Origin of the sequence: Streptomyces sp. NPDC057099, assembly GCF_042671245.1 — a bacterium.
GTDB lineage: Bacteria > Actinomycetota > Actinomycetes > Streptomycetales > Streptomycetaceae > Streptomyces > Streptomyces purpurascens.
Genome location: NZ_JBHUTX010000002.1, coordinates 297,768 through 322,660, shown reverse-complemented (window position 1 = coordinate 322,660; position 24,893 = coordinate 297,768). Strand labels below are relative to the sequence as shown.

The 24,893-nt window shown below is 72.7% G+C and carries 19 protein-coding genes; 6 read left to right on the top strand and 13 right to left on the bottom strand.

Annotated elements, in window-relative coordinates; all coding sequences use genetic code 11:
- Positions 1–16 precede the first annotated feature (16 nt).
- The 3 genes from ACFT4A_RS03840 to ACFT4A_RS03830 are packed head-to-tail and all read right to left on the bottom strand — an operon-like array spanning position 17 to position 3,056.
- Positions 17–1,291 carry an ABC transporter substrate-binding protein gene (locus ACFT4A_RS03840; RefSeq protein ID WP_382825657.1) on the bottom strand — a complete coding sequence of 425 codons (1,275 nt, stop codon included), beginning with the start codon at positions 1,289–1,291 and terminating at the stop codon, positions 17–19.
- Positions 1,291–2,124 (bottom strand): carbohydrate ABC transporter permease, encoded by an 834-nt coding sequence (locus ACFT4A_RS03835; protein ID WP_382825656.1) that lies wholly within the window; start codon positions 2,122–2,124, stop codon positions 1,291–1,293. Before ACFT4A_RS03835 ends, ACFT4A_RS03840 begins: the two co-directional genes overlap by 1 nt.
- On the bottom strand, positions 2,121–3,056 hold the full coding sequence (locus ACFT4A_RS03830; RefSeq protein ID WP_382825654.1) for a carbohydrate ABC transporter permease: 936 nt from the start codon (positions 3,054–3,056) through the stop codon (positions 2,121–2,123). The genes ACFT4A_RS03835 and ACFT4A_RS03830 overlap by 4 nt, the downstream gene beginning before the upstream one ends.
- A gap of 168 nt (positions 3,057–3,224) precedes the next feature.
- Between ACFT4A_RS03830 and ACFT4A_RS03825 the strand changes: the two genes are divergently transcribed.
- A complete protein-coding gene (locus tag ACFT4A_RS03825) occupies positions 3,225–4,088 on the top strand; it encodes a phosphotransferase enzyme family protein (RefSeq protein ID WP_382825653.1) in 864 nt (287 codons plus the stop codon).
- Positions 4,089–4,103: 15 nt separating this feature from the next.
- Here ACFT4A_RS03825 and ACFT4A_RS03820 read toward each other — a convergent pair whose 3' ends face one another.
- The 4 genes from ACFT4A_RS03820 to ACFT4A_RS03805 all read right to left on the bottom strand — a co-directional run bounded on the left by ACFT4A_RS03820 (position 4,104) and on the right by ACFT4A_RS03805 (position 8,477).
- Entirely contained in the window at positions 4,104–4,826 is a 723-nt protein-coding gene (locus ACFT4A_RS03820; RefSeq protein ID WP_382825651.1) for a 3'-5' exonuclease, read from the bottom strand.
- 106 nt (positions 4,827–4,932) lie between these two features.
- Positions 4,933–6,174 carry an SAV2148 family HEPN domain-containing protein gene (locus ACFT4A_RS03815; RefSeq protein ID WP_382825649.1) on the bottom strand — a complete coding sequence of 414 codons (1,242 nt, stop codon included), beginning with the start codon at positions 6,172–6,174 and terminating at the stop codon, positions 4,933–4,935.
- Positions 6,175–6,288: 114 nt separating this feature from the next.
- Positions 6,289–7,611, bottom strand: a complete 1,323-nt coding sequence (locus ACFT4A_RS03810) for a copper amine oxidase (RefSeq protein ID WP_382825648.1) — start codon at positions 7,609–7,611, stop codon at positions 6,289–6,291.
- 44 nt (positions 7,612–7,655) lie between these two features.
- Entirely contained in the window at positions 7,656–8,477 is an 822-nt protein-coding gene (locus ACFT4A_RS03805; protein WP_382825647.1) for a Tat pathway signal sequence domain protein, read from the bottom strand.
- A 182-nt stretch (positions 8,478–8,659) separates the two neighbouring features.
- Here ACFT4A_RS03805 and glgX point away from each other — a divergent pair, with 182 nt between their 5' ends.
- The 3 genes from glgX to ACFT4A_RS03790 all read left to right on the top strand — a co-directional run bounded on the left by glgX (position 8,660) and on the right by ACFT4A_RS03790 (position 14,723).
- Positions 8,660–10,789 carry a glycogen debranching protein GlgX gene (gene glgX, locus ACFT4A_RS03800; protein WP_382825645.1) on the top strand — a complete coding sequence of 710 codons (2,130 nt, stop codon included), beginning with the start codon at positions 8,660–8,662 and terminating at the stop codon, positions 10,787–10,789.
- Between the two features lie 126 nt (positions 10,790–10,915).
- Entirely contained in the window at positions 10,916–13,285 is a 2,370-nt protein-coding gene (treY, locus tag ACFT4A_RS03795) for a malto-oligosyltrehalose synthase (protein WP_382825643.1), read from the top strand.
- Between the two features lie 187 nt (positions 13,286–13,472).
- Complete coding sequence (locus tag ACFT4A_RS03790) at positions 13,473–14,723, top strand: M14 family zinc carboxypeptidase (RefSeq protein WP_382825641.1); 1,251 nt, start codon at positions 13,473–13,475, stop codon at positions 14,721–14,723.
- 13 nt (positions 14,724–14,736) lie between these two features.
- On the opposite strand, the gene ACFT4A_RS03785 is transcribed toward ACFT4A_RS03790, so the two are convergent.
- Complete coding sequence (locus ACFT4A_RS03785) at positions 14,737–16,059, bottom strand: M14 family zinc carboxypeptidase (RefSeq protein WP_382825956.1); 1,323 nt, start codon at positions 16,057–16,059, stop codon at positions 14,737–14,739.
- A gap of 176 nt (positions 16,060–16,235) precedes the next feature.
- Positions 16,236–16,802 carry an FHA domain-containing protein gene (locus tag ACFT4A_RS03780; protein WP_382825640.1) on the bottom strand — a complete coding sequence of 189 codons (567 nt, stop codon included), beginning with the start codon at positions 16,800–16,802 and terminating at the stop codon, positions 16,236–16,238.
- Positions 16,803–16,975: 173 nt separating this feature from the next.
- Between ACFT4A_RS03780 and treZ the strand changes: the two genes are divergently transcribed.
- Positions 16,976–18,721, top strand: a complete 1,746-nt coding sequence (gene treZ, locus ACFT4A_RS03775; protein WP_382825638.1) for a malto-oligosyltrehalose trehalohydrolase — start codon at positions 16,976–16,978, stop codon at positions 18,719–18,721.
- 21 nt (positions 18,722–18,742) lie between these two features.
- Here treZ and ACFT4A_RS03770 read toward each other — a convergent pair whose 3' ends face one another.
- Positions 18,743–19,699, bottom strand: coding sequence for an aminoglycoside phosphotransferase family protein (locus ACFT4A_RS03770; protein WP_382825954.1), 957 nt, complete (start codon positions 19,697–19,699; stop codon positions 18,743–18,745).
- A 46-nt stretch (positions 19,700–19,745) separates the two neighbouring features.
- Complete coding sequence (locus ACFT4A_RS03765; protein WP_382825636.1) at positions 19,746–20,873, bottom strand: aminopeptidase P family protein; 1,128 nt, start codon at positions 20,871–20,873, stop codon at positions 19,746–19,748.
- A 200-nt stretch (positions 20,874–21,073) separates the two neighbouring features.
- Between ACFT4A_RS03765 and ACFT4A_RS03760 the strand changes: the two genes are divergently transcribed.
- Positions 21,074–21,829, top strand: coding sequence for a phosphodiesterase (locus ACFT4A_RS03760; RefSeq protein ID WP_382825634.1), 756 nt, complete (start codon positions 21,074–21,076; stop codon positions 21,827–21,829).
- Here ACFT4A_RS03760 and ACFT4A_RS03755 read toward each other — a convergent pair.
- Positions 21,822–22,382, bottom strand: a complete 561-nt coding sequence (locus ACFT4A_RS03755) for a PDZ domain-containing protein (protein ID WP_382825633.1) — start codon at positions 22,380–22,382, stop codon at positions 21,822–21,824. The two genes, ACFT4A_RS03760 and ACFT4A_RS03755, sit on opposite strands and share 8 nt — an antisense overlap.
- 243 nt (positions 22,383–22,625) lie before the next feature.
- Positions 22,626–24,788: a germacradienol/geosmin synthase Cyc2 gene (gene cyc2 / locus ACFT4A_RS03750; RefSeq protein WP_382825632.1), complete on the bottom strand. Its 2,163-nt coding sequence runs from the start codon at positions 24,786–24,788 to the stop codon at positions 22,626–22,628.
- Positions 24,789–24,893 lie beyond the last annotated feature (105 nt).

The following is a 24,893-nucleotide window of genomic DNA, read 5'->3' as shown; positions in this document are numbered from 1 at the left end:
CGGACCGGCGGCGCCGTCAGCGCTGATAGCGCGCCAGCACCAGGTTGCCGTCCTCCTCCAGCCGTTCGCGCAGTGCGCCGAGTCCGATGGCTCCGCTGTAGTACTCCTGGAGGGCGGGGGTCGCCACCTTGTCCTTCCACTCGGGGTAGCCCCGCACCGTCTGCGCGGGCGCCGGGCGCAGCTGCCCGGCGAGGGCGGTGCCGGTGGCCCAGCCGTGCTCGGACGTGCGCAGGGCCGGGTCGGCCAGCGCCCGGGTGCCGGTGGGCAGCATCCAGTCGCCGAGGGCGAGGCGGACCATGTTCGGCGGTCTGAGGAGGAAGTCGATGAAGGCGGCGGCCTCCTTCTTGTGCGGGCAGTCCTCGGCGACGGAGAGGGTCTGCGGGCTGACTCCCTGGGTGAGCCCTCCGGCGCCGGCGGGGGCGGGCAGCACCTGCCAGTCGAAGCCCTTCGGCGCCTGCTGCACGATCTGCTGACGGTAGGAGAAGCCGAGCGGGACCATCGCGTATCTGCCGCCGAAGAACCCGGGCAGGGTGTCGGAGCCGCCGCTGCCCAGGGTCGTGGGCGAGGCGCTGCGGTCGGTGCCGACCTGCTCGTGGATGGTGCGCGGCACCACCTGGTCGGCCGCCTGGAACCGGACCGTCACCTTGCCGTCCGCCCCGCGGTGGAAGAGCTGTCCGCCCGCCGACAGGGAGAGGTTGAGCGTGGCGGAGACGGGCTCCTTCAGGGGCCAGGCGATGCCGTACTTCCCCCGGCCGCTGAGGCGTTCGGTGATCCGGCGGAACTCGGCCCAGCTCCACGGCTTCTCCGGGGTCGGGATCCGCACCCCGGACTGCCGGAGCCACTTCGCGTTGGCGATCAGCACGCGCGGCTCCTGGAGGAACGGCACGCCGTAGACACCGTCCCCGAAGGTGGTCGTCTCCCAACTGCGCCGCGGGATGTCCGACTTGAGCCGTGCGGGCAGCAGGTCGGTGAGATCGGCCAGGTAGCCGCCGTAGGCGAAGTCGGCCAGGTCGTCGGAGGCGTCGTGGATGATGTCGGGTGCCTCGCCGCCCTCGAAGGCGGTGAGGAGCTGGTCGTGGACGCTGTCCCAGGAGCCCTGGACGTACTCGACGCGGACGTCCGGGTGGGTGGCGTTCCACTCCTTCACCAGCGCCTTGTTGGCCTCGACGGACTCCTCCTGCCAGGCCAGGGACTGGAAGCGCAGGGTGATCCGGCCGTCGTCGCGGGTACCGCCGGAGGAGCAGCCGGCCAGGAGCAGCAGGAGGACCAGGGCCAGGAGACGGGCGCGCATCAGCTCTTCACCGCCCCGGTGAGCATGCCGCCCGTGATCCGCCGCTGGATGATCGCGAAGACGACCAGCGAGGGCAGCGTCGCGAGGAACGCGGCCGCCGCGAGCGGGCCGAGGTCGGCGACGCCCTCGGCCCCGATGAAGTGGGTGAGCACCACCGGCAGGGTCTGCTTCTCCGGTGTCTTGAGCAGCACCAGCGCGAAGAAGAACTCGTTCCACGCGGTGATGAACGCGAACAGGCCCGTCGCCACTATGCCCGGCGCGAGCAGCGGCGCCGTCACCGACACCAGCGTCCGCACCCGGCCGGCCCCGTCGATCGCGGCGGCCTCCTCCAACTCGGTCGGCACGGCCCGCACATACCCGGCGAGCATCCACAGCGCGAAGGGCAGCGCCCACACCACGTACACCAGCACCAGCCCCGGTACGGAGTTGATCATGCGGAGGTTCTTCAGCACGAGGAACAGCGGGATGATCAGCAGCACGAACGGGAACGCCTGGCTGACCACCACCCAGCCCGTCACCGCCTTCGCCAGCCGGGTGCGCCGCCGGGCGACGACGTAGGCCATCGGCGTCGCGATCAGCACGGCGATGACCGCCGCAGCGAGCGCGGCGACGAGGGAGTTGAGGGCGGCGTGCAGCAGCGGCTGTTCGTCGAAGGCCTGGTGGAAGTTGGCGAGGGTGGGGTCCTTCGGAATCCACGTCGGGTGCAGACTGCCCAGCTCGCGCGGCGGCTTGAACGCCGTGGAGACCAGCCAGAGGAACGGGAAGGCGAGGAAGACGAGGTAGGCGAGCAACGCGGTGTACTGGCCGAAGCGGGCCGGTGCGGAGGTCCTCACGCGTCGTCACCTCCCCTGAGGCGGCCGGCCAGGAACACGGCCAGGGCGATCGAGATCACGGCCACCATCACGCAGCCCATCGCCGCCGCGTAGCCGAACTGCCCGTAGCGGAAGGCCTCTTCGTAGGCGAAGAGCATGGGAAGCCGGGTCCGGCCACCGGGGCCGCCGCTGGTCAGCACGTAGACCAGGGCGAAGGAGTTGAAGTTCCAGATGAGGTTGAGCGCGGTGATGGCGAGGGCGATGGGTCTGAGGGCGGGCCAGGTCACCGTGCGGAAGCGGCGCCAGGCGCCCGCCCCGTCGACCGCCGCCGCCTCGTGCAGTTCGCGCGGGGTGTTCTGCAGCCCGGCGAGCAGCGCCACCGTCGTCTGGGGCATGCCCGCCCAGACGCCGACGAGGATCACGGCGGGCAGCGCGGTCGCCAGCCCGCTGAGCCAGTCTCGGCCGCCGCCCAGGCCGATGTCGCGCAGGGTCTCGTTGAGGATGCCCGCGTCCGGGTTGTAGACGAGCCGCCACATGATGCCGACGACGACCTCGGGCATGGCCCACGGGATGATCGCCAGGGCGCGGGCCAGCCAGCGCAGCCGCAGCTCCTGGTTGAGCAGCAGGGCGAGGCCCAGCGCCAGCAGGAACTGCGGCACGGTCACCCCGACCGCCCACACCAGCCCGATCCGGAACGACTCCCAGAACAGCGTGTCGTGCAGCAGGTCCCGGAAGTTGAGGCCGCCGATCCACCGCGTGGGCTCGGTACGGCCCGACTGGGCGTCGGTGAAGGCCAGCAGGATCCCGTACAGCAGCGGGCCGACGCTGAGGACGAGGATGGGGATCAGGGCGGGCAGCACCAGGAACCAGGCGCCGTGGTCCACGGCCCGGCGGGGCCGGGCCCGGCCCGGTGCCGGATCGGCCGGCTTCCTCACCTCGGTCACCGAGGTCACGGCATCAGCCCCTTCGCACGGCTCGGGCGGGCCAGGTCATGGTCGTGAAGGCGGCCTGCCTCGTCAAGGCACCGCGCACACGGTCCCACCTGTGCGAATGCGACACTGACGGACGGATGGCCAGAAGCCGACGGTGACACACGAGGACCGGGACCACGGAGGCGGACGATGGACGAGGCACGGGCGCGGGACGTACTGGCCGCGGCGGACGTGCCGGGCGGCGCGGCCCGCGAGGCGCGGCTGCTGGCGCTGGGCGAGAACGCGGTGTTCGCCGTCGGCGACCTGGTCGTCAAGGTCGGCCGCGATGCCGAACTCCTCGACCGGGCGCGCCATGAACTGGACATCGCGGTGTGGCTCGCCGAGGCGGGCGTGCCCGCGGTGCGCGCGGCCGAGCCGAAGGCGCTGCTGGTCGAGGGGCACCCGGTGACGGTGTGGCACCGGCTGCCCGATGCCGTACGGCCCGCCGAGCCGCGGGATCTGGCCGAACTGCTCCGGGTCGTGCACGCCACGCCTCTTCCTCCTTTCGAACTGCCGGCCCGGGATCTGCTGGGCGGTGTGGAACGCTGGCTGCGGCTCGCGGGCGACGCGATCGACCCCGCGGACGCGGCGTATCTGCGCGAGCGGCGGGACGGCTTCGCCGCGGCGGCCGCGGCGCTGACGCCGCAGCTGCCGCCCGGGCCGATCCACGGCGACGCGCTGCCCCGCAATGTGCATGTCGGCCCGGACGGGCCGGTTCTGGTCGACCTGGAGACGGTCTCCGCCGATCTGCGCGAGCACGATCTGGTGGTGATGGCGCTGTCCCATGACCGCTACGGCCTCGCGGACGAGGCGTACGCGTCCTTCACCGGGACGTACGGGTGGGATGTCCGGGAGTGGGACGGGTGCTCGGTGCTGCGCGGCGCCCGGGAGACGGCCAGCTGTGCGTGGGTGGCTCAGCACGCACCGGTCAACCCGAAGGCGCTGGCCGAGTTCGAGCGGCGGGTGGCGTCGCTGCGGGAGGGCGACGAGACGGTGCGGTGGTATCCGTTCTGAGGGCCCCAGGCCCGCTCAGACCGGCTCGTCCGCCAACTCCCGCAGCGGCCACACCCCGTCCACCACGGCGGTCGCGTCGCCCTTGCGGCGCAGGAAGCCCTGGAAGTCCGCCGCCCACTCCGCGTACCACTCGATCTGGCGGTGGTGCAGGTCCGCCGGGCCCAGGCTCGCGATCTTGGGGTGGCGGTCGGCTATCGCACCGGCCAGCCGGGCCGCCGCCAGGGCGTCGGCCGTGGCGTCGTGGGCGGAGTCGAGGACCACGCCGTACTCCGAGCAGACCGCTTGGAGGTTGCGTTTGCCGCGGCGATAGCGGTCGACCCAGCGGTCGATGGTGTACGGGTCGATGACCGGGGCGGGGTCCACGCCTCCCAGGCGGTCCCGCAGGGACGGCAGTCCGTACCGCCGCAACTCGGCGGAGAGCAGGGTCAGGTCGAAGGCCGCGTTGTAGGCGACGACCGGCACGCCCGACTTCCAGTAGGAGGTGAGGACGTCGGCGAGGGCGTCCGCCACCTGGTCGGCCGGTCGGCCCTCGGCCGCCGCGCGTTCATTGCTGATGCCGTGCACCGCCACCGCTTCCTCGGGGATCGGCACCCCCGGGTCGGCCAGCCACTCCCGGCGCCCCAGCGGCTCCCCGCCCCTGACCTCGATCACGGCTCCCGTGACGATGCGTGCCTCGCGCGGATCGGTGCCCGTCGTCTCCAGGTCGAAGCCGATCAGCAGCTCCCGGTGCCAGCCCATGGGCGGTCCCCCTTCTTGTGGTGCGTCCCCCGGTGGTGTCCCCCAGTGGTCTCCACCCTCGCACGCACCACTGACAATCGGAGGAGCGCGGTCCGCTGGGCACCGTTCACGACACCGGCCGCGAATCCGCCCACATCACCTCGAACTCCTCGCGGTAGGTGGGAAAGAGGCCACTTTCGTCGATCTCGCCCGACTTGACCACCTTGCTGCCGTTGCGCAGCACGAACACCGGTGCCTCCATGCCGCGTGTCCGGCGCAGATAGTTCTGCACGACCGCGATGCCGTCGGCTCCGTCGCCGTCGACCAGATACGCCGTGAAGCGGGGTGTCTCGTCGAAGACCTGGATCTCGAAGGCGCCCGGGTCGCGCAGCCGGGCGCGCACCCGGCGCATGTGCAGGATGTTCATCTCGACGGCCCGGCTGAGCTCGCCGCGCTTGATGCCCAGTTCGCGTTCGCGCCGCTTGACCGCACTGGAGGCGGGGTTGAGGAACAGCAGCCGCACCCGGCAGCCCGACTCGGCCAGCCGTACCAGCCGGCGGCCGGAGAAGTTCTGCACGAGCAGGTTGAGTCCTATGCCGATGGCGTCGAGGCGGCGGGCGCCGCCGAAGATGTCCTCGGCCGGGAACTGCCGCATCAGCCGCACCCGGTCCGGGTGGACGGCGACCACGTCCGCGTACCGGTCGCCGACCAGGTCCTCGACGGCGTCGACGGGCAGTCGGCGTGCCGACGGCACGTCACCGTCGGCGCCGAGCATCTCCAGCAGCCGGGCCGAGGCGCGCTCGGCCTGGTTCAGGACGGCCTCGGACAGGGCCCGGTTGCGGGAGACGACGTTCCGCGTGACCTCCAGCTCGTCCAGGGCGAGTTCGACGTCGCGACGGTCGTCGAAGTAGGGCTCGAAGCAGGGCCAGTGCTGCACCATCAGCTCGCGCAACTGCGGCAGGGTGAGGAAGGACAGGACGTTGTCGTCGGCCGGGTCGAGCAGATAGCCCTTGCGGCGGCTGACCTCGCGTACGGCGACGGCGCGCTGCACCCACTCCTGCCCGGCGGGTCCGGCGGCGGCCACCACCCAGTCGTCGCCGTGGACGGGCTCGTAGATGGGCCGCAGCACGGCGGCGACGACCGAGCGCAGCCGCTGTTCGACGAGGTTCAGCCAGATGTAGGCGCGGCCGGCCCGCTGGGCGCGGGTGCGCACCTCGCGCCAGGCGTCGGTGTCCCAGTCCAGTTCCGGGCCGATCGAGCCCGTCGCGTCCATCGGCCGCGCCAGGGACACGGCACCGGTCGGGACGTCTGTGGAGTTCCCCTCGTGACCCTCGTCACCAGGGGGCAGCTCCAGCCCTCCCGAGCCCACCCGCGCACCGCCTTCCGCTCCCCCGAGCCTCCCGAGGGGCCTGGCCCCACCCAACGATCAAGGAAGGGTACTCCGGGAGCGGTCGGCGGTGCAGCCGGATGGACAGGGTCGTTCTCAACCCCTGGGCTGCCAGTGCCCGTTCTGCCAGCCGAGCTCGGCCGGAGTGAGCGGATTCATGGCGGTGACGTCGCGCGGGGCGATGGAGAATCCCTGCCAGTGCACGGGCATGGGCTGCTGGTCCTCGTCCCGGGCTATGTGGTGGAAGCCGATGTTCGTCCAGACCACGGGGTGCTTGAGGGCCTGCCCGTTCACCCACTTGTCGACGGAGTTGCCTGCTCCGGCTCCGCAGTCGCCGGGGTTGTGGCTGGCGAACATCTCGCACTTGTTGTACTCGGTGAAGTACACGTCGTGCTTGGTGTAGCTGCGGCCCGGGTACTTGGTCGTCGGGCCGGGGACGATCTCGTAGGAGCGCGGGTGCTCGTCCTTGTTCTTGCCGGTCGCGCTGACCACACGCCACCAGCGGTAGTTCTTGCTGTCCCCGGCGAGTTCCTTGGTGACCTTGGTGCGGGTGGTCTTGGTGCTCGGGGCGCGCTGGCCGGCGGCCGGGGCGGTGACGGTCGAGTCGTACTGCTCGATCTTGTTGGCGGTGGAGCCGTCGAGGGCGAAGTCGAGCCGCCAGAAGGCGTTGTGACTGTGGCTGGTGGCCTTGGCGGCGCTCGCGCCCTTGCCGATCGGCCAGCCGCGGCCGTCCCCGGCGTCGTAGTCCTCCCACGACAGGCTGCCGGTGGCACCGACGTTCATGGTGATCGTGCCGTCGTCCTGGAAGCGCCACTCGGTCATGTACTCGTACCAGCCGACCTGGTTCACGGTGTAGACGAGCAGGTCCTTGCCCTGGGCCTGATAGACCTTGTTCGCGGTGTCGCCCTGCATGCGGTAGGCGTGGCCGCGGGAGCGGGTGGTGGTGCACAGGCCCTTGACGTTCGGGTCCTCGTTCCAGGACTCCGGGACCTTGACCGTCTTGATGGTGCCGCCGGGACACTCGCCGGGCGCCAGGCTCATCAGGCCCTGGGCGAAGTCGAACCCGGTCAGGTCGTCGTACTCGACGTTCCCGTCGTCGTACGGGACGTGGATCTGGCCGAGCCTGGCGCTGTTGAGGACCTTGATCGGCTTGGGCTCGCCCTTGGGCTGGTACGAGATGTTCTCCAGGACGAGGCCGGCCTTGCCGTCGTAGCGCCAGCACATCCGCCAGGTGGTGCCGGTGGAGAGCTTCTGCTCGACGCGGTAGGCGGCGCTGCACTCGGCGGCCGGCGCCGCGGGGGCGGCCTTCGGCCGGGCGGCGGCGGGTCCCGCGCCGGTCGTGACGCCGGCGGCGAGCGCGGCCACGCTCAGGCCCACGGCGGCCCGGGTGCGGACCTTGCTGTGTCTGTTCACACGCATGACGAGATGACTCCCTGACAGTGAGAGCGAGAAGAGCGAGCGGGTCAGCGGTCGAGCCGGGCGGCCTCGCGGGCGCTCAGGTCGATCACGATCGACCTCGCGTCGACCCACGGGCCGTTCTTGATCTTCGGGAACAGCCGGACACAGCGGTGCTCGCCGCAGCGGTCGAGCACGGCGGGCTGGGCTCCCGGAGCGGCCCGGTAGACGGCGCCGCTGAGCTGCAGCTGGTCCGGGGAGGTGAGCTCCTTGCCGGTGGCGTCCCGGTAGTCGGCCTTCAGGCCCGCGCCCAGCGGGTCGGCGATCAGCACCTTGGCCGCCTCGGCCTTCTCGTCGCGGCTCAGGGGCGGCTGGACGCCGCGCTGGGTGCCGGTCCGCACCACCTTGCCGGTGCCGAGGTCGACGGTCTTGGTGACGAGGGTGTCGTCCCGGTAGTCGTAGAACGTCACGTCGGCGCGCCGCGGCGCGTCCGGGTCGCCGACCTCGTCGGCCTCCGGTTCGGCGAGGTCCACGCCGAGACGCTGCGGGCCGCGTTCCCCGTCGACGCCCTCGCTGCTCCGGAGCAGCTGCCGGTTCAGGGCGATCTTCGCGACCCGCTCCGTCTCGTCGTCGGTCAGCGGATCGCGGCCCGTGCCCTTCTCCCCTTCGGCGGGTGCCTCCTCCACCACCCCCGGCGCGACGGCCCGGCCCGGTCCGGCCTCCTGCTGGACGGACTGCCCCGTCCGCCCGGCCTGCCCTGCCCTGGTTCCCGAGTCGTCCGCCCCCGCCGTGCCCGGCAGCGTGATCCCCACCATCACGGCCGTCCCGGCCACGGCTATGGCCGTACCGGCCACCACCTTGCCTAAGTGGCGGTGCACTGTCTTGCGCACATCTTCCCCCTACTCCCCCATCGGCCCCGGGAGTACATTCTTGCCCCATTGGTTTGGCATACCCGCGTATGCACTGGTCTCCCGGTAAGAGGGACATAAGTCATAGGAGGTTCCCTCACTTTCGGGGAGACTCGGGGCCAAGGCGTCCCCACCGGCGCCGCACACCTGAAAGAGTCGTATCCATGCAGGTCTGGCCTGGAGAGGCGTATCCACTCGGTGCCACGTTCGACGGCGCCGGTACCAACTTCGCGGTCTTCTCGGAGGCCGCGGACCGAGTAGAGCTGTGTCTGCTGCACGACAACGGCTCGGAGACGGCGATCGAGCTCCGGGAGAGCGACGCGTTCGTGCGCCACGCGTACGTGCCGGGGATCATGCCGGGACAGCGCTACGGGTTCCGGGTGCACGGCCCGTACGCCCCGGAGCGCGGGCTGCGCTGCAACTCCGCGAAGCTGCTGCTCGACCCGTACGCGCGTGCGATCAGCGGTTCGATCGGCTGGGGCGAGGAGGTGTACGGCTACCACTTCGACGAGCCGGACCGGCGCAACGACCTGGACTCGGCGCCGCACACGATGACGTCGGTCGTGGTCAACCCGTACTTCGACTGGGGCGACGACCGGCTCCCGCGCACCGAGTACCACCACACGGTGATCTACGAGGCCCATGTCAAGGGCCTCACCATGCGGCACCCGGGGCTGCCGGAGGAACTGCGCGGCACCTACGCGGCCCTCGCCCACCCGGCGGTCATCGAGCACCTCACCGAGCTCGGGGTCACGGCCCTGGAGATGATGCCCGTACACCAGTTCGTGAACGATCACCGCCTGGTCGACATGGGCCTGAACAACTACTGGGGCTACAACACGATCGGCTTCTTCGCCCCGCACAACGCCTACGCGTCCTGGGGCGACCGGGGCCAGCAGGTGCTGGAGTTCAAGTCGGCGGTGAAGGCGCTGCACGAGGCCGGGATCGAGGTGATCCTCGACGTGGTCTACAACCACACCGCCGAGGGCAACCACATGGGCCCGACGCTGTCCTTCAAGGGCCTGGACAACGCGCGCTACTACCGGCTCACCGACGACCCCCGCTACTACATGGACACGACAGGAACAGGGAACTCCCTGCTCATGCGGTCCCCGCACGTGCTCCAGCTGATCATGGACTCGCTGCGGTACTGGGTCACGGAGATGCATGTCGACGGGTTCCGCTTCGACCTCGCCGCGACGCTGGCCCGGCAGTTCCACGAGGTGGACCGGCTGTCGTCGTTCTTCGACCTGGTGCAGCAGGACCCGGTGGTCTCGCAGGTGAAGCTGATCGCCGAGCCGTGGGACGTGGGCGAGGGCGGCTACCAGGTGGGCAATTTCCCGCCGCTGTGGACCGAGTGGAACGGCAAGTACCGGGACACCGTGCGCGACCTGTGGCGGGGCGAGCAGCGCACCCTCGCGGAGTTCGCCTCACGGCTGACCGGCTCGTCCGACCTGTACCAGGACGACGGGCGGCGTCCGCTGGCCTCCATCAACTTCGTGACCTGCCACGACGGCTTCACGATGCACGACCTGGTGGCCTACAACGACAAGCACAACCACGCCAACGGCGAGGACAACCGGGACGGCGAGAGCCACAACCGGTCCTGGAACTGCGGGGCCGAGGGCGAGACCGACGAGCCCGACGTACGGCGGCTGCGGGCCCGGCAGATGCGGAACTTCATCGCGACGCTGATGCTGTCCCAGGGCGTGCCCATGATCAGCCACGGCGACGAGTTCGCCCGCACCCAGCGCGGCAACAACAACGCGTACTGCCAGGACAACGAACTGGCCTGGGTCGAGTGGCCGGAGGGCGACGAGGAGGAGGGCGGACTCAAGCGGGAGCTGCTGGCCTTCACGCGCGCGATGGTCTGGCTGCGCCGGGACCACCCGGTCTTCCGCAGGCGGCGCTTCTTCCACGGCCGGCCCGTGGAGGGCACGCACGACGACCTGTCCGACATCGCCTGGTTCACTCCGGAGGGCCGGGAGATGACCCAGCGGGACTGGGACTCGGCGCAGGCGTCGGCGCTGACGGTGTTCCTCAACGGCAACGCGATCTCGGAGCCGGGCGCACGCGGGGAGCGCATCTCCGACGACTCGTTCCTGCTGATGTTCAACGCCTCGCCGAAGACGCTGGAGTTCGTGGTGCCGGTCGACCACGGGCGGCAGTGGCAGGTCGTGGTCGACACGGCCCGCGCCGACGGTGTGCCGCCCGACTCCGGCGAGAAGGTGCAGGCCGGGGACCGGCTGACCCTGACGGACCGGAGCCTCACGGTGCTCCAGCGGCCCGTGTAGCCGCCCCTGCGGCCTCGCCTCGCGACGGCGGCGCGTCGTCCGGACAGAGCCACCCGTCCGGGCGACGCGCGGCGCACCTGGCGCGGGCGATGACACGAACGGCGGCGGGGCGGGTACGTACGGTTCATGACACCTGAGCGTCCTGACCCCGTGGTGCCCACGGCCACGTACCGGCTGCAGCTGCAGCCCGACTTCCCCTTCGGGGCCGCGGCGGCCGTGGTGCCGTACCTGGCCTCGCTCGGCGTCTCGCATCTGCACCTGTCCCCCGTCCTGGAGGCCGTGCCGGGCTCGACGCACGGCTACGACGTCGTCGACCACGCGCGCGTGCGTGCGGAGCTGGGCGGCGAGGAGGGGCTGCGGGCGCTGGCCCGCACGGCGCGTGAGCACGGGCTCGGCCTGGTGGCGGACATCGTCCCGAACCACATGGCCATGGCCCCGCGCCACAACCGCGCCCTGTGGGAGGTGCTGCGCGAGGGGCCGAAGTCGCCGTTCGCGCGCTGGTTCGACATCGACTGGGAGGCGCAGGACGGCCAGGTGCTGCTCCCGGTGCTCGGCGGGCCGCTGGGCGAGGTGCTCGGGGAGCTGCGGGTCGACGGTGACGTCCTGCGCTACTACGACCATGTGTTCCCGCTGCGCGAGGGCACCGAGGACCTGCCGCTGCCGCATCTGCTGGACGCGCAGTGGTACCGCCCGGTGTGGTGGCGGCTGGCCCGGACCGAGCTCAACTACCGGCGGTTCTTCAGCATCTCGGAGCTGATCGGGGTGCGGGTGGAGGACCCCGAGGTGTTCGAGGCCACCCACGGCACGATCCTCCGGTTGCTGTACGAGGGCGTGCTCGACGGGCTGCGCATCGACCACCCCGACGGGCTCGCCGACCCCGACGGCTACCTCGCGCGGCTGCACGAGGCGACGGGCGGCCGCTGGACGGTCGTGGAGAAGATCCTGGCCGACGGTGAGCATCTCCCGGCGTCCTGGCCCGTCGCCGGGACCACCGGCTACGACGCCCTGCGGCACGTCGACGGGCTCTTCATGGACCCGGCCGGGTTCGGGGACCTCCTCGGGCAGTACCGGCGCTTCGCGGCCCCGCAGACGGACCGGGGCGGGCAGTGGGAGGCGACGGTGCGCAGGGCGGCGTACAAGGTCCTCACGCACGAGCTGGCCACGGAGATGGACCGGCTGACCCGGGTGGCGGCCCGGCTCTGCGCGACCTCGCCCGAGCCCGCCCTGCGCGACCGCGCGCCCTGGGCGCTGCGCACCGCGCTCCAGGAGCTGCTGGTGCGCATGGACGTCTACCGGCCCTACGAGTCCGCCGACGCCGCGTCCGTGGTCACCGAGGAGGCCGCCGCCGAGGCCCGGCAGGCCTTCGCCGTGCCCGAGGAGGCCGGCGCGGTGGACGTCGTACGGGACCTGGTGCTGGGGCGGTACGGCGACGGGCCCGCGCAGGTGGAGTTCCGGACCCGGTTCGCGCAGACCGCGTCGGCCCTGCGGGCGAAGTCGGTGGAGGACACCGCGTTCTACCGGTACGTGCCGCTGCTGTCGGCGACCGAGGTGGGCGGGAATCCGGGCTCTCCGGCGCTGTCGCCCGAGGAGTTCCACGCGTACTGCGCGCGCGTGCAGCGCGACTGGCCGGTGAGCGGGACGGTGGCCTCGACGCACGACACCAAGCGCAGCGGCGATGTCCGGGCGGCGCTGAACGTGCTCACCGAGTGCCCGGACCGCTGGGCGGACGTCCTCGCCGAGGTGACCCGCACCGGGGAGGGCGTGCCGGACGCGCAACTGGCGTGGGCGGCCTGGCAGACGGTGTTCGGTCTTGGCCCGGAGCCGGGGTCGCCGGAGCGGGTGCAGGGGGCGCTGCTGAAGCATGTGCGCGAGGCGGGCATGTACACGAGCTGGACCGAGCAGGAGCCGCCGTACGAGGAGGCGGTGGCGCGGTTCGTGGCGGCCGGGCCGTGCGGGGCGCCCGCCGAGCGGGTGGCCGCCTTCCGGGACGCGCTGGAGCCGCACATCCGGGCGAACGTGCTGGGCACGGCCCTGGTCCAGCTGACGATGCCGGGTGTCCCGGACGTCTACCAGGGCACGGAGGCCGAGTACCGGGCGCTGGTCGACCCCGACAACCGGCGGGCTGTGGGCTTCCCGCCCGAGGAGTCCGGTGCGACCTCCGGGCAGAAGGCCGCGGTGACCCGCGCGGCCCTGGCGCTGCGGGCACGGCGGCCCGGCGCCTTCGGCGACACGGCGACGTACACGCCGCTGACCGCCGAGGGCCCCGCTGCGGCGTACTGCGCGGCCTTCGTCCGCTCCGGCGAGGCGCTCACGGCCGTGACGCGGCTGTCCCTGCGGCTGGCGGAGGCGGGCGGCTGGCGGGACACCCGGCTGCCGCTGCCCCCGGGGCGATGGGCGGATGTGCTGGAGCCGGGGCGCGAGTTCACGGGGCACGCGCGCGTGGAGGAGCTCTTCGCGGGGCTGCCGGTGGCGTTGCTGGAGCGGGTGGGCGAGTGAGGCGGGGCTGAATCACCTCGCTCAGGCGACCCCGGTGGGCCCTCGGGGACCACACCGTTCATGGCACCTGTCGCACACCCGCCGTCCGTGCTTCCGGGCGCCCCCTGGAGCCACCCCGGCCGTGCTCTTGACACCGCACCATGGCCGTGGGGTACTGCGACTGCGAACTCGGGCGGATGTGACGGGGGTGAGTGTCCTGCCGGAGCTGCGCTACCCGACGGTGACCGAACTGGTCTCTGCTGCCCGGGCGTTGGCCGCTCACCGCCCTGGAGTGTGCACCCTGCGGCAGGTGGGTGCCTCGCGGGCCGGCAGACCTCTGCACCTGCTGTCCGTGGGCCGCGCCCGCCGAGCCGTACTGGTGGTCGCCGGCGCCCACGCCAACGAACCGACCGGCTCCTGCACGCTGCTCGCGCTCGCCCGGCGGGTGCTGGCGGAGCGGGAGTTGCGGGACGGCATGTCCTGGCACTTCCTGCTGTGTGCGGACCCCGACGGGGCGAGCCTGCATGTGACGCCGGCGCCGCGCAGCCTGTTCGACTACCACCTCGGCTTCTTCCGCCCCGCGGGCCCGGAGCAGCCGGAGTGGGCGCCGTCCGTGCTGCCGCCCGACCGGCTGCCGCCCGAGACCCTGGCCCTGACCGGCGTCATCGACGAGCTGCGGCCCTACCTCCAGGTGACCCTGCACGGCACGGATCTGGGCGGCAGCTGGGTGCAGCTGACGAAGGACGTGCCCGGGCTGGCCGAGCCGTTCGCCAAGTCCGCGGCGGAGCTGCACATCCCGGTGGAGACCGGCGCCTCGGACGCCGCGGGCTGGCCGGCCTCCGGGCCTGGGGTGCATGTGATGCCCGCGCCCGGGATCGGTCCGGCCTACCCGAGCCTGCCGGACGACGTGCGGCACAGCACCTGGTTCCACGCCCATCGGTACGGCGGTCTGACCGCGGTGGTCGAGGTGCCGATGTGGGCGAGCGACCTGGTGGACGACCCGGCTCCGCATCCGGCGCCGGCGGCGGCGATCGGACGGCTGGCGCGCCGGCTGCAGCGCGACGCGCTGGAGGTGACGCGCGTGCTCGACGGCGCGCTGCCCCGGCTGGCGGACCTGGACGGGCCGTTGCTGCGGGCCGCCAAGTGGGGTCTTGAGCTGGTGCCGGGGCTGGCCTCCGACCTGGTCCACACCCCGCCCGCCGACCGCACCATGGCGTACGTCGGCAGCGTGGACGCGTTCGTGCGGCGGGTGCCGCTGCGGGCGGCGGCCATGCTGCTGCGGGTGCTGCGCGGTACCGACGACGGCGCGGCGAAGCAGTTGGAGGAGCTCGTCGCGACCTGGAGCGACGCTTTCGCGGAACGTTTCCGCGCCCGCTGGGTGCCGTTGGAGAACCAGGTCGAGCACCAGTCCCGCACGGTGGTCGCGGCGGCGCTGCACGCGCGCGAGGGGGCGTCGTAGGCCCCCGCGGCGTTCAGTCGCGCCGCATCGGCGCGCCGGTCTCGCGAGCGACTGTGTACCGCGCGGCCAGTTCGAAGGCGGAGAGCACCACGCGGGCCTGGTACTCGGCCTGGCGTGCCACCGGGATCCAGCGCGCCCCGCAGCCGTCGCGGTAGTCGGCGCACCACTCGTCGATCAGCCGGTCCAGCTCCGGCAGGGCCCCGGCCGGGTCCCGGCCCGACGCCCGCACGAGCTGGTGGAGCAGCCCCGCGGTGCGCAGCACCAGCCGTCGCCCGGAGATGCGCAGGGCGGCCAGGTGGGCGGTGGTCAGGGGCGGCAGGGGGTGGGCCGCGCCGTCGCCGGTCTCGGGGTCCCAGGCGTCGGCGAGGCCGGGGCAGACCAGTAAATAGTCGTCGACCGGGGCGAGCAGGCGCGCCGCGTCGGGCACGACGGCCAGATGCGGCCGGATCCGGGCCAGCAGGTGCCGCAGGAGCCCCGTGTCGTGGCGCAGGGTGCGGCTGACGGCCCGGAGCACCGCGTCCCCGTCGGCGGGCGGGGAGCCGTCCGACACGGCCGTCACGCCCCACATGGGCGCCTCGACGACCGCGGTGACGGTGCCGTGCCGGTGCGGGTGGAACCACGTCGACTCGACGGCCGCCTCCGTGATGGCCGCGGCGAGACCGGCCCGGCGCGGCGGCGGGATCCGGTAGACGGCGGGTCCGAGGCCCGGCCAGTACAGGGCGTCGTACGCGCCGAGTTCGCGGGGGATGCCGAGCCGGGCGGCGATGTGGGCGAGGCGCGGGGCGAGGCCGGGCAGGTCGCGGGTGAGCTCGACGAAGCCGCCGCCGATGTCCACGCCGTGCAGGGAGCACTGGAGGAACGGGCGCAGCTCGTCCTGGACGTCGAGCAGCGCGCGGGTCTCGGGCAGGGCGGCGCCGGCCGCGCCGTCGGGCAGCCACTCGGGCTGCTCCAGGAAGCCGGGCCGGAAGAAGTTCCGGAAGTACTGGCCGAGGGTGTACGGGCCGGTGAGCCAGCCCTCGTTGCGGCGCAGCCCGTCCGGGTCGAGGGACAGCAGCAGGTTCCAGGTGGCGTCGGCGCCTTCGGTGAGCCGTACGTCGGCCAGGGCACGCTCGGCCAGGCGCAGCACGGTGGCGCCGCCCACGGGTTCGTTGGCGTGCGGGCCGGCGACGACGAGGGCCTGGCGGCTGCCGTGGCCGACGGAGAGCAGCCACATGGGGGTGCCCGCGCGGGACGTGCCGATCCGGCGCAGCCGGGCGTCACGGGGGTGGCGGGCGACGAGGGCGGCGGCCCGTGCGCCCAGTTCGTCGACGGTCGGGTAGCGCGGGAGGGGCGGCAGGGCACACCTCCCCCATGCGGTGCCGTCACTTCACCAGGTGTAGATGGCGTACGCACAGTGAGTCACGACTTCAGGGGTACGTCAACACCATGAACGGCAACGGGATTTGAGCCACCCCTGACGGAGCGGCAGCCGACAACTCCCAGGCCGGCGCCGGGGCGTGCCGCGGTTTCAGGTCAGCCGGACGCGGGCCGGACCCCGGTCAGCCGGAACGTCATCTGCCCGAAGCCGACCTGGTCGCCCTCGCGGACGAGGGCCGCGCCGACGACCCGTCGGCCGTTCACGGTCGTGCCGTTGGTGGAGCCGAGGTCGCGCAGCACCCACATGCCGCCCTGGTGGCGGAGTTCGGCGTGCACGCGGGAGACGGTCTCGTGGTTGAGGCGCAGCCCGCTGGCGGGGTCGCGGCCTATGCGCAGCGGATGGCCGTGCTCCGGGTGGGGCAGCAGCAGCTTGGGCAGCCGCTCGGCCTGCCAGGCCCGGCGCAGCCGCACGGTGAAGCCGGAGACCGCCTCGACGGTGCCGAACACCATCCGGGAGAGCCGGCTCTCCGTGGGCAGGTCGGCGGTGAGCACGGCGAGCTCGTCCGGGCGGCGGGCGGTCAGCGCCAGTTCCATGCGACGGACGAACGTGTCGTGGGACAGGCGCCCCATGGCGGCGCCGTCACGGAGCACCTTCAGCGCCCTTTCGCGCTCCACGTCGGAGAGCCGCGCGGGGTACGTGTTGAACTCGAAGGACGACGTCACGCTGGTGATTGTCGGGCAGCGCGGCCGGGCTGTCCAGAAAACGGGAAAACGGCCGCCACGCGCGCGTACCCGGCGACACCTGCCGCAAAAGGGAGGATGCGCCAGCGGATTGATCTCGTTTGACGCACCATGGACGGGCTACATCACGGTGAGCAGACGAAGGGGAACCGTCCGTGCAGTTCGAGGTGTGGGCACCACAGGCCGGCCGTGTGACGCTCCGGTGCGACGACGTCGCGCACGTGTTGGAGCGCGATCCGCGACGGCCGGGGTGGTGGCGGGGCGAGGCAGAGGCGCGCGACGGCTCCCGGTACGGCTTCGCGCTGGACGACGGGCCCGTGCTGCCCGATCCGCGCTCGCGGCGGCAGCCGGACGGCCCGGACGGACTGAGCGCGGTCGTCGACCACGAGCGGTACGCGTGGCGCGCGCGGTGGCCGGGGCGGCCGCTGCCCGGCGCGGTGCTGTACGAGCTGCACGTGGGGACCTACACGCGCGAGGGCACCCTGGACGCCGCCGCCGAGCGGCTCGGTCATCTCGCCGAACTGGGCGTCACGCATGTGCAGCTGATGCCGCTGTGCCCCTTCCCTGGCACCCACGGCTGGGGGTACGAGGGTGTGTCGCTGTGGGCGGTGCACGAGCCGTACGGCGGGCCCGAGGCGCTGAAACGCTTCGTCGACCGCGCCCATGAACTCGGCCTGGGCGTGGTCCTCGACGTGGTGCACAACCACTTCGGCCCGTCCGGCAACTACCTGCCGGTCTTCGGGCCGTACCTCACGGACACGCACCACACGCCCTGGGGCGCCGCGGTGAACCTGGACGCGCCCGGGTCGGACGAGGTGCGGGCGTTCCTCGTGGGCAGCGCGCTGGCGTGGCTGCGCGACTACCGGATCGACGGGCTGCGCCTGGACGCGGTGCACGCGCTGGTGGACACGCGTGCGCGGCACTTCCTGGAGGAACTGTCGGCGGCCGTGGACGTCTTGGCCGCCGAGGTGGGCCGGCCGCTGTTCCTGGTCGCCGAGTCGGATCTGAACGACCCGCGGCTGATCACCTCCCGCGCAGGCGGCGGCCTCGGGCTGCACGCGCAGTGGAACGACGACTTCCACCACGCCCTGCACACCACGCTGACCGGCGAGTCGCAGGGCTACTACGCCGACTTCGCGCGCGCCGGGCTGGGCGGGCTGGCCAAGACCCTCGGCGGCGGCTGGTTCCACGACGGGACGTACTCGAGCTTCCGCGAGCGGCACCACGGACGCCCCCTGGACCGCAACCGCGTGGCCGGGCACCGGCTCCTCGGCTACAGCCAGACCCACGACCAGATCGGCAACCGCGCCCAGGGGGACCGGCTTTCGGCCCTGCTCTCCCCCGGGCTGCTGGCCTGTGCGGCGACACTGACGCTGACGGCGCCGTTCACGCCGATGCTCTTCATGGGCGAGGAGTGGGCGGCCGGCACGCCCTGGCAGTTCTTCACCGACCACACCGACCCGGAGCTGGCCGACGCCGTACGGCGGGGCAGGCGGCGGGAGTTCGCGGCGCACGGCTGGAAGGAGGAGGAGGTGCCCGACCCGCAGGATCCGGCGACCCGGGACCGCTCCTGCCTCGACTGGTCCGAGCCGGAACGCGAGCCGCACGCCCGTGTGCTGGCCTGGTACCGGCGGCTCATCGCGCTGCGTCACGAGCAGCCCGATCTGACCGACCCCGACCTCGCCGACACCAAGGTGGCCCACGACGAGCAGCGCCGCTGGATCGCCTTCCGGCGCGGGGACGTCCTCGTGGCGGTGAACCTGGCACCGGAACCGGCGGAGCTGTCGCTCGGCGTGCCGCACGCGCGTGTGCTGGCCGCGTGGGAGCCGGTCGAGACACCCGGCGCCGACGGGGTGGTGCGGCTGCCCGGGGAGTCGGGCGTGGTGCTGTTGCAGGGGTGAGGCACCGGCGACGGCGCTCGGCTACAGGGCGTCGTCGTCCGTCTCGCGCAGGTCCGTCACCCGTTCCAGCAGGATCGGCTCCCAGGCGTGGCGCAGCTGCGTCCGCGACACGCCGAGCCGGCCCGCGTCCCCGCTCGTGACGGCCTCGGCGAGATGGACGACGGTGTCGCAGCGGGCGAGCCACAGGCCGCGCAGACAGGGCCGGGCGCCGTACCCGGCGAGGGTGGCGGCGCGTACGGCGGCGGGTGAGCCGACGGCGAGCGCGAGGCCCGCGATGTCCTCGGCCGGGTCGCCGACGACCGCGCCGGCCCAGCCGAGGACGCCGCGCACCCGGCCGTCGGCGCTGACCACGAGGTGGCCGCCGGTGAGGGCGTGGTGGGTGAGGACCGCCGATCCGGACTGGGCGGCGAGCTGGGCCGCGGCGGACTGCGTGAGCTGGTGCAGGCGTGCGGCGTCGAACTCGTCGGCGTCGGCGCACAGCTCGGCGGCGCGTACGGCGGCCCGGCGCAGCGCCTCCAGGGAGCGCGGCGCGGCGCGCGGCACGCCGAGGGTCTCGGCCTGCCGGACGGGCACCTCGCGCAGCCCGGTGAGCAGTGCCGCGAGGTCGGCCTCGCCGACGGCGGACACGTCGTGATCCTGCCCCGAGCCGCCCGGCACCTTGGTGTCGAGCGTGTAGGTCAGCCCGGCCGCCCACTCGCCGTGCGCCACGCTGGCCGGCACCACCACCGGGAGGTGCGGGCGGACGAGGTCGCGCAGGCGCAGTTCGCGGCGCTGGCGCACGGTGGCCTCGCGGTCGGGGGCCAGGCGCAGCACATGGCGGGTGCCGACCCACCAGGTGGCGGGTTCGGCGCCCCGGGTGGCGGGCCGGACGTCGGGGCCGGTGCCTTCCCTGCCCCGCTTGGTCTCGTTTCCGTCCTTGAGGAGGGACTGGACCAGCTTGCGGACGGTGTCCGCGGTGGGTGTCGGTGCCTGGGTCATGGTCGCGCCGCTGCCGTTCGGGAGGCGTGGTGGGGGCATGGTGGCGTCACTCCACTGTGACCAGCTCGCGGGAGGTGGTGTTCAGGCGCCGCCCGCCGTCCTCGGTGACGGTCACGATGTCCTCGATGCGCACGCCGAACCGGCCCGGCAGATAGACGCCGGGTTCCACGGAGAAGCACATGCCCGGCACCAGGGGCCGCAGCTCGCCCTCGATCATGTACGGCGGTTCGTGGGTGGTGACGCCGATGCCGTGTCCGGTGCGGTGGATGAAGTACTCGCCGTAGCCGGCGTCGGCGATGACCGCGCGGGCGGCCCGGTCGACGTCCTGGCAGGCGGCCCCCGGGCGCACGGCGCGGAAGCCGGCCTCCTGGGCCGCGCGCACCAGGTCGTGCACGGAGCGTTCCTCGTCGGTGGGTTCGCCGACATGGACCGTGCGGGAGGTGTCGGAGCCGTAGCCGTCCCGCAGGCCGCCGAAGTCGAGGACGACCATGTCGCCGCGTTCGATGACGCGGTCGCCTGCCTCGTGGTGCGGGTTGGCGCCGTTCGGGCCGGAGGCGACGATGGTGAAGTCGACCTGCTCGTGTCCGTGCCGGCGCAGGTGCCGGTCGAGGTCCGCGGCCACCTCGGATTCCCGGCGGCCGGCGAACGGGACGTTCCGGATCTCCTCGAACGTCGCGTCGGCGGCGGCTCCCGCGGCCGCCATGAGCTCCAGTTCGGCCGCGTCCTTGACGGCGCGCAGCATGGGCAGGGCCTCGGTGAGGGAGCTGTAGGAACTGCCGGGCATGGCCTGCCGCAAGGCCAGCAGGTGCAGCGCCCAGGCGTTGTCGCTGATGCCGAACCGGCCCGAGGCGTCGAGCAGGGCGGCGGTGGCGGCGTAGGGATCCTTGCCGTCGGTCCAGTCGCGCAGGGCCAGGGCGGGCGCGCCGGCCCCCTTGTGCGCGTCCGGGGCCTCCAGGGCGGGGACGACGAGGACGGGGTCCTGTCCGGCGGCGAGGACCAGCAGGGTGAGCCGTTCGGTGACCGCCGGGGGCGTGTAGCCGGTCAGCCACACCAGATCCGGCCCTGGGGCCACCAGCAGGCCCGCGAGACCGGCCTCGGCGGCATCACGCGCGGCGCGCTCCATGCGGGCCCTGTAGTCGTCGGCGGTGAAGGACGCGGCCGTGCTTCCGGTCATCCGGGCCTCCCAGGACGGGCGAAGGGGCTACGGGCAGACATCCTGCCCGGCCGGAGGGGGCGGCGCGAGCCGTCTGCGGACTTCGTCCGAGCATCGTTGCTAACGGCAGGTCATTTCCCAACCGTTAGATCTAATGCTTAGATGCACCACACCCATTAGCGGGGCATCCATCAGTCGTTCGAACGAGGGGGCGTGCGGCCGTGCTCGTACTGGCACACATCAGCGATCTGCATCTGGACGGGAGCGCGCGGGCGACGGAGCGCGCCGAGCGTGTCCGCGACCGGTTGCGGGTACTGCCGGGTCAGGTCGACGCGCTGCTGGTGACCGGGGACATCGCGGACCACGGCGCGGAGTCCGAGTACGAGGAGGCGGCCCGTCTGCTGGGGCTGCGCGACGGCGACGCCCCGTTTCCCGTGCTGGCCTGCCCGGGCAACCACGACAGCCGCGTGCCCTATCGCAAGGCGCTGCTGGGCCTGCCCGGGGCCGAGGGGCCGGTCAACAGCGTGCAGGTCTTCGACGACGGCGCCGTGCTGATGTGCGACTCCAGCGTCCCGGGGAGCGACGACGGGGAGCTGGACGAGGAGACGTACGACTGGATCGAGGCGACCCTGGACGAACTCGACGGCGGCCTTCCGGCCCTGCTCGCCTTCCACCACCCGCCGGTGGCGCTGCACCACCCGCTGCCGGATTCCTGCCGGCTGCGTCACCCCGACCGGCTGGCCGGCCTGCTGGCCCGCAGGCCCGAGATCGCCGGTCTGATCACCGGCCACGCCCACACCCCCACCGCCACCTCGTTCGCGGGGCGGCCGCTGGTCGTCGGCCCCGGCGTGACGTGGACGCTGCGGCTGCCCTGGGAGGGCGATCAGGTCGCGGACCGTGACGCGCCGCCCGGACTCGCCTTCCATGTCCTGGACGACACGGGGCGGCTCACGAGCCACTTCCGGGTGGTCACGTGACGACGGCCGGTACGACCGTCAGCTGCTGGTAGCCACCGCTGCGGTGCCGCACCGTCAGCCGGACCTCGGAACCGGGCCGGGCACGGGCGACGGCCCGGGCCAGGTCGGCGGCCGTGTCGATGCGGGTCCTCCCGAAGACGAGGAGCAGATCGCCGCGCTCCAGGCCCGCCGCGTGTCCCGGGCCGGGGACATGGATCCCGACGACCACGGCTCCCGGCTTCCCGGCGTCCATGACCTGCACACCGAGGGTCACGGCCGGCGGCACGGACGCGGCGGCGGACGGCGAGGGCCCGGGGGACGACGGCTTGCGCCACCCTCGCGGGTCGAGGACTGCGCCCGCGTCGGCCACCGTGGCGCCCACCGTCCCGAGGCCGATCCCGGAGAGGACGAGGACCGCGCCCAGGAAGGCCGCGAACAGCGCGTTGACGAGCCGCCTGCCGCGCCGCCGGGCGGCGCGCGGACGCGGCCGGGCCGGACCGGCCTCGGTGGCCGGCACCGCCCCGCCGGGTTCCTGACCGGGCATCGGCTTGGGTCGCAGCGCGGTCTGTTCCATGGCTCGCCTCCGGATGGTGCCGAACGGATCGCCTCCGGCGGATGCGGAACGATCACGGCAGGTGCTCTACCCGGCACCTCGGCACGCGACGAGCCACGAACGAGTGAGACTGACCGGCGCCGGCAGGGGCCATACGTCCCTTCGGAACGGCCGGAAGCACGGCGCGGCTCGCACCGCACCCGACTGCCGGATGCGGTGCGAGCCGCGGATCACGAGGAGCGGAAGGCCTGCCTGGACGCAGTCTCAGCCGAGAGCGGGCACCGGCACGGCGGGCGCCCGGTCCGGGAGGAAGCCGTGGGCGCGGCGGGCCAGCCAGCCGGCCTTGTAGCGGTCGACCTGCTGGTGCCAGTGCAGGATGCCCGCCAGCCAGTTCCGCAGGTCCGTGACGTACGCCGCCATGACGGCGCGGGCCTCGTCCGAGAGCTGGAAGTCCTCGTACAGGACGGGAAGTTCGTGCTCGACCACGTGCTCGAACTGCCGCATGCGCTGGCTCATCAGGTCGTGCACGACGCCGAGCGCGGCCGGGTAGTCGCAGCCGAAGAAGGACTGCACGACGAGGATCGCGTTGTGGATCTCGCCCTCGTACTCGATCTCCTTCTGGTACGAGAAGACGTCGTTGATCAGGCACGCGAAGTCGATCGCGGCGTTCTCCAGGGAGCGGACCGGGCCGCTGCGGTAGACCTCGGGCGGGACGGCCGGGCCGTGCCCCATCCGGCACAGGCTGAGGGTGAGGTCGGAGCCGAAGGTCGCGCGGCGCATCTCCAGGTAGTCGACCGGGTCGGGGACACGGTTCTGCAGCTGGTTGGACAGCTCCCAGACCCAGCTCTCGGTCATGACGTTCACCGAGTCCTTCAGGGTGCGCCGCGCCTCGGGCGTCATCTCCGCGGTGGTGCGCAGCCACAGGTCGACCAGGCCCCGCTCCATCGCGTCGGCCGGGACCGGCGGCGTCTCGCCGTCGACCGGCATGCAGTCGGACAGGCGGGCCGTGGTCAGCCGGGCGGCGGCCAGGTCACGCCGGTGGCCGTAGACCAGCGGGTAGTAGTCGTCGCCGTAGGTGCCCCAGGCGAGCCACTGCGCGCTGAGATCGAGGGCCTCCGGGGTGGCGTCGGGGTCGAGGCCCGCCGAGCAGAGCGCGAGGTCGTAGGCCCTGAGCTTGTCCTCGTCCCAGACGCCCTCGGCGAGGATGCCCATGCGGTCCGCCCAGTGGCGCAGATTCCGGCGGGCGTCGTCGAGGTGCGGGCTGAGTTCCAGCGGGAACGGCATGCGGATGTCGGGGATCCGGGACGGCCCGACCTTCTGATACGGCACGTGTGTGTAGGAGCGCAGGCGCTCGACGCCGGCCGAGGCGAGCAGGGTGCGGACGTCGGCGGCGGAGGTGCCCATGCCGCTGCAGCCCGGCCAGGGCTTGCTGCCGCGCGCGTTCTCGTTCATGTAGCGGCTGGAGCGCAGATGCCACTCGTGGCCGCCGGACTGCCAGTCCTGCAGTCCCTTGGTGTACGCCGCGACGGCCGCCACCTCGTCCGGGGTGAGGCCCTTGTCCAGGGCCACCGCGGGCACTTCGGTGAACGCCGTGTGCTCGAACTGGTGGAGACGGGAGGTGAGGACGTCGTTGACGGTGTCGGCGGCCTCCTGGGTGGTGCAGCCGAAGAAGGTCTCCAGGACGAGCACGCCGTTGCTGAGCTCACCCTCGTCCTCGACCTCCCGCTGGTAGGAGAACAGGTCGTTGCGCAGATGCACGGCGTCGGAGAACGTCTCCATCAGCACCCGCAGCGGCCTCGACCCGGCGACGGCGGCGGGCACTTCGGCGGTCGCGTACTCCACGAGCCCCGCCGACCAGGGGGCGCCGCCCACCTTGCGGCGCATCTCGATGTACTCGACGGGGTTGGAGATCCGCCCCTCGTTGATGTTGGACAGCTCCCACATGGACTCGTTCAGCAGGTGCTCGGTGGCCACGGCGAAGCGGCGCCGCCAGTCCCCCGACATCTTCGGCACGGTGCGCGCCCACAGATCGGCGAGGCCCGCCTCGACGGGGTTCTCCGGTTCCGGTACGGGAGCCGAGAGGTCCAGCGGCATGAACAGCGGCAGCCGGTCCAGATGGGCCTTGCCGGCGAGGCGGTCCTGGCTGCGCTTGTACCTCTCCAGGAAGTGGTCGTCGAAGAAGAAGACCCACACGTACCAGTCGGTGATGAGGGAGAGGGCCGGGCCGTCGCAGTCGGGGTGGGTGTAGGCGCAGAGCAGCCCGTAGTCGTGCGCGTCGAGGTCGGCCTGCTCCCAGACGCCGGATCCCTCCAGCATGCCCATCTCGCGCGCCCACCGGGTCGAGTGCGCGCGGGCCTCCTCGAGATGGGGGTTCAGCCGCGCGGGGTGCGGCATGTAGAAGTGCGGGAGTTCGAACGGCTGCGTCATGGCCGGGCCCTACCCGGCCCCCCGCGGGGGCATCCGCGGGGCGGGACATGATCACACCATCGCGTGAATCGAACGTGAAAGCAGCCGTTCTGGAGGCGATCTGGC